6 protein-coding genes and 1 pseudogene are annotated in these 6,970 nt (G+C 68.1%); 3 read left to right on the top strand and 4 right to left on the bottom strand.

Annotated elements, in window-relative coordinates; all coding sequences use genetic code 11:
• Positions 1-292, top strand: a pseudogene (locus N536_RS42705) (IS481 family transposase); the annotation flags it as partial.
• A 128-nt stretch (positions 293-420) separates the two neighbouring features.
• Here the strand turns inward: N536_RS42705 and N536_RS0132500 are convergent.
• The 4 genes from N536_RS0132500 to N536_RS0132490 form a co-directional block, all read right to left on the bottom strand.
• A complete protein-coding gene (locus N536_RS0132500) occupies positions 421-1,749 on the bottom strand; it encodes a sugar ABC transporter substrate-binding protein (RefSeq protein WP_036438356.1) in 1,329 nt (442 codons plus the stop codon).
• Entirely contained in the window at positions 1,749-2,570 is an 822-nt protein-coding gene (locus tag N536_RS0132495; RefSeq protein ID WP_029117435.1) for a carbohydrate ABC transporter permease, read from the bottom strand. Before N536_RS0132495 ends, N536_RS0132500 begins: the two co-directional genes overlap by 1 nt.
• 129 nt (positions 2,571-2,699) lie before the next feature.
• Positions 2,700-3,005 (bottom strand): hypothetical protein, encoded by a 306-nt coding sequence (locus tag N536_RS42440; RefSeq protein ID WP_155948839.1) that lies wholly within the window; start codon positions 3,003-3,005, stop codon positions 2,700-2,702.
• A 134-nt stretch (positions 3,006-3,139) separates the two neighbouring features.
• A complete protein-coding gene (locus N536_RS0132490) occupies positions 3,140-4,027 on the bottom strand; it encodes a carbohydrate ABC transporter permease (protein ID WP_036438354.1) in 888 nt (295 codons plus the stop codon).
• Positions 4,028-4,075: 48 nt separating this feature from the next.
• On the opposite strand from N536_RS0132490, the gene N536_RS0132485 reads away from it, so the two are divergent.
• Positions 4,076-5,596 carry a TldD/PmbA family protein gene (locus N536_RS0132485; protein ID WP_029117433.1) on the top strand — a complete coding sequence of 507 codons (1,521 nt, stop codon included), beginning with the start codon at positions 4,076-4,078 and terminating at the stop codon, positions 5,594-5,596.
• Positions 5,596-6,969 (top strand): metallopeptidase TldD-related protein, encoded by a 1,374-nt coding sequence (locus tag N536_RS0132480; protein ID WP_029117432.1) that lies wholly within the window; start codon positions 5,596-5,598, stop codon positions 6,967-6,969. The genes N536_RS0132485 and N536_RS0132480 overlap by 1 nt, the downstream gene beginning before the upstream one ends.
• Position 6,970: the final 1 nt, after the last annotated feature.

The raw sequence follows: 6,970 nt of genomic DNA, 5'->3' as shown, positions 1-6,970 counted from the left end.
ATACCAGTTCCCGCGGACACCGCCGCCCGCAGATCTGCCCGCCAACACCTGCGCCCGAACGGTCAGCGCGGTGGGCAACATCGGACTGAACTCAGTCGCCTACAAGGTCGGTGCCCAATACGCCTTTCAACAGGTTCTCGTCGTCAGTGACGGCGACAACATCATCATCACCGATCTGGACGGCGAGGTCCTCGCCGAACGAACCCGACCCGCACCCGGCGTCAAATACGTCGGCAACGGCCGACCCCGCGGCCCACGCGCCAAAGACGACGAAGCGTCACCGAAGTCCTGACACACCTACTGTCACCAAAGTCCTGATACAGAACTGTCACCGATGTCCCGAGACATCACAAAGATATGTACGACTTTTCGCCTAAAAATCGAACATATGTTCACGCTCGGCGGTGGGGTTGGCGGTCGTTACCGGTCGGCGGCCGCGTTCGCGGCGAGCTGCGCGGCGGCCAGGCTGTCGGCCACGTCGCGGCGCCCGAGGAACATCTCGTCGAAGTAGGGCTTGATCGCCTGGAACCCGGCGGCGAAGCCGGGCCCGCCCGGTGCCGGGATACGCGGCCCGCTGAGCACCTTGAAGAACGGCGTGACGTCGACGCCACGGGACGCCCAGTACGCGAAGTAGGTCGGTTGGGCCGCGGTGACGGCGGGGATGGCCGCGCCGTTGGCGCCCAGGTACTGGTTGCCGCGCGCGCTGCCCATCCACGCCAGGACCTCCCGCACCGCCTCCGGGTGCTTGGTCGACGAATTCCCCGCCGCAGCAATGCCATTGGTGACGCTCACTCGACCCGTCGGGCCGGTCGGCAGCATCGCCACGCCCCACCTGAATTGGGCCTGATCGGCGACCGGCGCGAGGTTGTACGTGCCGGACTGGAACAGCGCCATCTTCCCGGACAGGAACTGGTTGCGGGAGAAGTCGCCGTTGTCGTTGGTGTCGGACGCCGGGGGAGCGACGTGGTCGCGGTTGATCAGTCCGACGAGGTACTCGAATGCCTGCGTCGCCGCGGAGTTGTCGAACGCGAACCGGTCGCCGTCCTGGAACACCCCGCCGGCCGAGCCGATGTAGTTGAGGTAGATGCCCTGCAGGTCGTTCGCCGCGTTGTAGCCCCACTGCCGGACTCGGCCGGGGTCGAATCCCGGTGTCCCCGGATGGTTTCCGTCGGCGTCGACGGTGAGCCGGGCCAGCAGCGGCCGCAGCGTGTCACCTGCGCCCGGCGACCAGCGCAACCGCAGCAGGTCGACGAGGTCGACGCCCGCCGCGTCGAGGAGGTCGGCGTTGAAGTACACCGCGATTCCGGCGTCGGTGAGCTGCGGAACGCCCCACAGCGCGCCACCGCGGGTGAACTGTGCGACCACCGACCGTTCCCAGGCGCGCGACGCGTCCTGCCCCAGCGTCTTGCCGATGTCGAGCAGCCTGCCGGTGTCGGCGTAGCCGGCGAAGTAGGCGTTCGACAGCCAGAACACGTCATCCGCACCGCCGCCCGCGACGTCGGTGCGCAGTGTGTCGAAGTAGGACTTGTAGGCGACGACGTTGATGCGCACCTCGATGTCGGGATGCTCACGGCTGAACTCGTCGAACGACTGCCGGTAGGCCGCCGCCACCTGCTGATCCCACAGCCGCACCGTCACCACGGTGCGGCCGTCGGCTCCGTCGGTACGGCCCAGCAACAGCGCCGCCACGAGTAGCACGGCCATCGTCGCGGCGATCCCGGCCGCCACGAGCGTGGAGCGTCTCGGCATCACTTGATCCCCGTCACGACGATCGACGAGACGATGTGGCGGCCCAGCGCCACGAACACCACGATCAACGGCACGATCGCGACCGTCGTCGCCGCCATCACCAGCGTCCACTGGCCGTCGTACTGCGACTGCAGGCCCGCGGTGGCCACGGTCAGCACCCGCCACTGGTCGCCGCTGGTGATGACCAACGGCCACATGAAGTTGTTCCATTGCGACACAACGGTGATGAGCGCCAGTGTGACGAGGATCGGGCGGCTAGCGGGCAGTACCACGTGCACGATGACGTCGAGCGTGTTCGCACCGTCGACGCGGGCGGCCCTGATCAGGTCGGCCGGGATGGTGCGGAAGTACTCGCGCAGCAGGAAGATCGCATACGGCGAGCCGAACATGAACGGCAGCACCAGCGCCCAGAACGTGTTGCGCAGCCCGGCCTCGGCCATCATCAGATACAGCGGCACCACCGTCACCGTCGCAGGAACCATCAGCGTCGCCACGTACACCCAGAACAACGCGTCACGGCCCGGAAACTCCAGGCGCGCAAACGCATACGCCGCGAGCACGGAAAACGTCAGCTGCCCGAGCAGGATCACCGCGGTCATCAACGCCGTCACCACGAGGGCCCGGCCGAATCCGGCGTCGGCCAGACCGGTGTAGTTGGCCAGCGTCGGTGGGGTCGGCAGGGACAGCGGCGACTCGGTGTTGAACTGCCGAGCGGAGGTGAACGACGTCAGCAGGCCCAGTCCGAACGGGAGCAGCGTGATCACCGCGCCGACTATCAGCAGAGAATAGATGGCGATGCCGGACGCCCGGCTGACGCGCACTTTAGACGACGTCACACATCAGCCAACGCGGTAAGGGTCAGGCATTCGCAGAGCACAGTCTTGGACGGTAGTCGGTGCATTCGAAGATCTCGACGATCGGGGATCAACACTCACCGCGGCTACCGAGAATCACCGCATGGGCCGAAGACTTCCGTCGGGCCACCACCGGGGACCACAGCTTGGCCATGCGCAGCGAACGTCCCGCACGAGTTCACCGGCACCCTCGCCGCCAGCACCGAGGACCCGTGTGGGCACGAGCGGTGCCGTGTTGGTTGGCACGCACCAGACGCCACCGCCGGCGCCGGTACCGCTGCCGCAGCCATCCGCTGAAGCTACGCCCACCGAACCAACCGGCCCGCCAAGGACGCCAGCCATCGGTGCGCCCACGATGGCCAGCGCGATGGCCGTCCCGGCCACCAAGTTGCGAATTTCCATGCGCTTCTTCTTCCCCGTGCGCGGATCAGGCGCTGCCCGCCGCCGGCGGTTGCCGTCATTGGAATCGTCCGGCGGGCTCGGAGTAAACGCACGCGTAGCCGACTACTCGTTCCGGTGGACGGCAGGGTCATTCATTAGACGAGGTCATAGCTGATCCGCCGTCGGAAGTAGAGGTGCTGGGCGATGGTGACACCGACCAGCAGCACGAACAGCACCACCGCCATGACCGCTGCCCTGCCGACCGCGGCCGCGCCGAACGCTTCGGCGTAAATGCGGTGCGCCACCAGGTCGGTGCGACCCTGGGGTCCGCCGCCGGTCAACGCGTAGACGGTGTCGAAAACCTGTGCAGCGCTGACGATCCCCGTCACCAGGACGAAGAACAGCGTGGGCCGAAGCATCGGCACGGTGATGTGCCGGAACCGCTGCCACGACGTCGCGCCGTCGGTGCGCGCCGCGTTCTGCACGTCCTTGGGGATCGCCAGGATGCCGGCGAGGAAGAACAGGGTCACGTAGCCGACGTTGGTCCACACCGTCACCGCCGAGACCACCGGCAACGCCAAGTCCGGATCGGTTAGCCATTCGATGCGCTGCCCGAGCACGGTGCCGACCGCGCCGTCGGTGGGCGCCAGGATCCAGCGCCACAGCACGGCGATCGCCAGCGGTGAGCAGATCCACGGAAGCACGTAGAGCGTGCGGAAGGCGCCGGTGCCCGGCAGGCCACGGGCGAGCATCGCCGCCGCGAACAAGCCGAGCACGGTTTGCACGGGGACCACCATCGCGATGAACAGCACCGTCACCACCAACGACGTGCCGAACGACGAGTCGGTCAGCACCGCGCGCCAATTGGACAGTCCGACATACTCGATCGGCGCGAGGAGATCCCAGTGCTGCAGGCTCAGCCACGCCACCACCAGCATCGGCAGGAGAAGGAAGACCACCACGCCGAACAGGCTGGGCGCGAGCAGGCTGTATCCGAGCGCAGTCCGCCTCAGCCCTACCCCCGACACTCTCACCCTCGACATTAAAGGCCATCCCGGCCCGTCGACGGCGATGCCACTACCGTGTAGGGCGTGACAGCGCACCGCCCCGTCGATGCCGACTTCCTCGCGCTGCCGCGCCACGAGCTTGCTGACGCCGCCCTGTCGACGGCCGTGAGCGCAGGCGCCAGCCACGCCGACGTGCGGATCCACCGCATCACCACCGAGGTCGTGCAGTTGCGCGACGGTGAGCTGGAGACCTCCGTGCTTACCCGGGAGATCGGGTTGGCCGTGCGGGTGATCGTCGACGGAACGTGGGGGTTCGCCTCGCACGCCGAGCTCGATCCTGCGGTGGCCGCCGACACCGCGCGCCGGGCCGTTCGGGTGGCCACCACGTTGGCCGCGCTGAACGGCGAGCGCATAGAACTGGCCCCCGAACCGGTCTACGCCGACGCGACCTGGGTGTCGGACTACCGGATCGATCCGTTCGAGATCGCCGCCGCCGACAAGATCGGCGTGCTCGACGAATACTCCGGGCGCCTGCTCGCCGCCGACGGCGTCGACCACGTATCGGCGGGGCTGCAGGCCGTGAAGGAGCAGGCCTTCTACGCCGACACGTTCGGCTCGTCGATCACCCAGCAGCGGGTGCGGATCCAGCCGACGTTGGAGGCGGTCGCCGTCGACGCCTCGGCAGGCACGTTCGAGACCATGCGCACCCTGGCGCCACCGACCGCGCGCGGCTGGGAGGTCGTCGCCGGCGACGACGTCTGGGACTGGTCGACCGAGCTCGCGCAGCTGCCGTCGCTGCTGGCGGAGAAGACGAAGGCGCCCAGCGTCGTGGCCGGGCCCACCGATCTGGTCATCGACCCGTCGAACCTCTGGCTGACCATCCACGAATCCATCGGCCACGCCACCGAATACGACCGGGCCATCGGCTACGAGGCGGCCTACGCGGGCACCTCGTTCGCCACGCCGGAGAAGCTGAACACCATGAAGTACGGCTCCCCGGTGATGAACGTGACCGCCGACCGGACCGTCGAGTTCGGCCTGGCCTCCGTCGGTTTCGACGACGAAGGCGTGCGCTCGCAGAGCTGGGATCTGGTGCGCGACGGGATCTTCGTCGGTTATCAACTCGACCGGGTGTTCGCCCCGCGGCTCGGGGAGGCGCGGTCCAACGGCTGCTCGTACGCCGACTCACCGCATCACGTGCCGATCCAGCGGATGGCCAACGTGTCGCTGCAACCCGGCGTCGACGACCTCAGCACCGAGGATCTGATCAGCCGGGTCAACGACGGCATCTACGTCGTCGGGGACAAGTCGTGGTCGATCGACATGCAGCGGTACAACTTTCAGTTCACCGGGCAGCGGTTCTTCCGGATCCGCGGCGGACGCCTCGACGGGCAACTGCGTGACGTCGCCTATCAGGCCACCACGACGGACTTCTGGGGCGCGATGGAGGCCGTCGGCGGTCCGTCGACGTGGCGGCTGGGTGGCGCGTTCAACTGCGGCAAGGCCCAGCCCGGTCAGGTCGCTCCGGTCAGTCACGGCTGCCCGTCCGCATTGTTCCGCGGCATCAACGTACTGAACACCCGCACCGAATCGGGGCGCGACTGATGATCAGTGCTCCGCAGGTCGTCGAGATCGCGCTGGCCGAGGCGGCGCGGCTGGGCGGCGCCGACGAGACCATCGTCCTGGTCACCGACCGTGCGGCAGCATCGCTGCGCTGGGCGGGCAACTCGATGACCACCAACGGCGAATCGTTCAGCCGCGACACCACGGTGATTTCGATTGTGCGCCAGGGTGAGAAGGCGTTCGTCGGCTCGGTGAAGTCCAGTGAGGTGGACCCCACGTCGATCGGCGGTCTGGTTGCAGCGTCCCAGGCGACGGCGCGCTCGGCGCCGGAAGCCCGCGACAGCGCGCCGGCGTTGGCCGGCACCGACACCCCGGCCGACTGGGACGCACCGATCCCCGTGACCGGTGCGGACGTCTTCGCCGACGTCGCGAAGAGCCTCGCGGCCGGCTTCCGCGGGACCGACCGGCTGTACGGCTTCGCCCGCCACGAACTGGACACCACGTTCGTCGCGACGTCGAGCGGTCTGCGACGGCGCTTCACACAGCCGACGGGCTCGGTGGAGATCAACGCCAAGCGCGACGGCGCGAGTGCCTGGGCGGGCGTCAGCACTCCCGACTTCGCTGCGGTCCCAACGGATTCCATGCTCGACGATCTGTCGACGCGGCTGGACTGGTCGCGGCGCACCATCGAATTGCCGCCCGGCCGGTACGAGACGCTGATGCCGCCGTCGACCGTCGCGGACATGATGATCTACCTCGCGTGGACCATGGACGGCCGGGGTGCGCAGGAGGGCCGCACGGCCCTGTCGGCGCCGGGCGGCGGAACCCGGGTGGGGGAGAAGCTCACCGATCTCGGGTTGACGTTGTACTCGGATCCCTTTGCGGCGGGGCTGGAGTGCGCGCCGTACGTGGCGACGACGAATTCGTCGGAGCGGGTGTCGGTCTTCGACAACGGCATGGACGTTTCGCGGGTCGACTGGATCCGCGACGGGGTGATCAACGCGTTGGCCTACCCGCGGGCGGTGGCCGCCGAGTTCGACGCACCCGTCGCGGTGCCCGCCGACAATCTGTTGATGACGGGCGGCGCGGCCAGCCTGGCGGACATGATCGCGGCGACCGAGCGCGGCCTGCTGCTGACCACGATGTGGTACATCCGCGAGGTCGACCCGACGGTGCTGCTGCTGACCGGGCTGACCCGGGACGGCGTCTACCTGGTCGAGGACGGTGAGGTCACTGCGGCCGTCAACAACTTCCGCTTCAACGAAAGCCCGCTGGACCTGCTGCGTCGTGCCACCGAGGCCGGGGTCAGCGAGGTCAATCTGCCCCGGGAGTGGGGTGACTGGGCGACGCGCGCGTCCATGCCGTCGCTGCGAATCCCCGACTTTCACATGTCCTCGGTGAGTCAGGCGCAATAAT

The sequence above is a fragment of the Mycobacterium sp. URHB0044 genome, from assembly GCF_000620625.1.
Lineage (GTDB): Bacteria > Actinomycetota > Actinomycetes > Mycobacteriales > Mycobacteriaceae > Mycobacterium.
The sequence above is the reverse complement of the archived record's forward strand: the minus strand, read 5'-3'. Positions and strand labels throughout refer to the sequence as shown.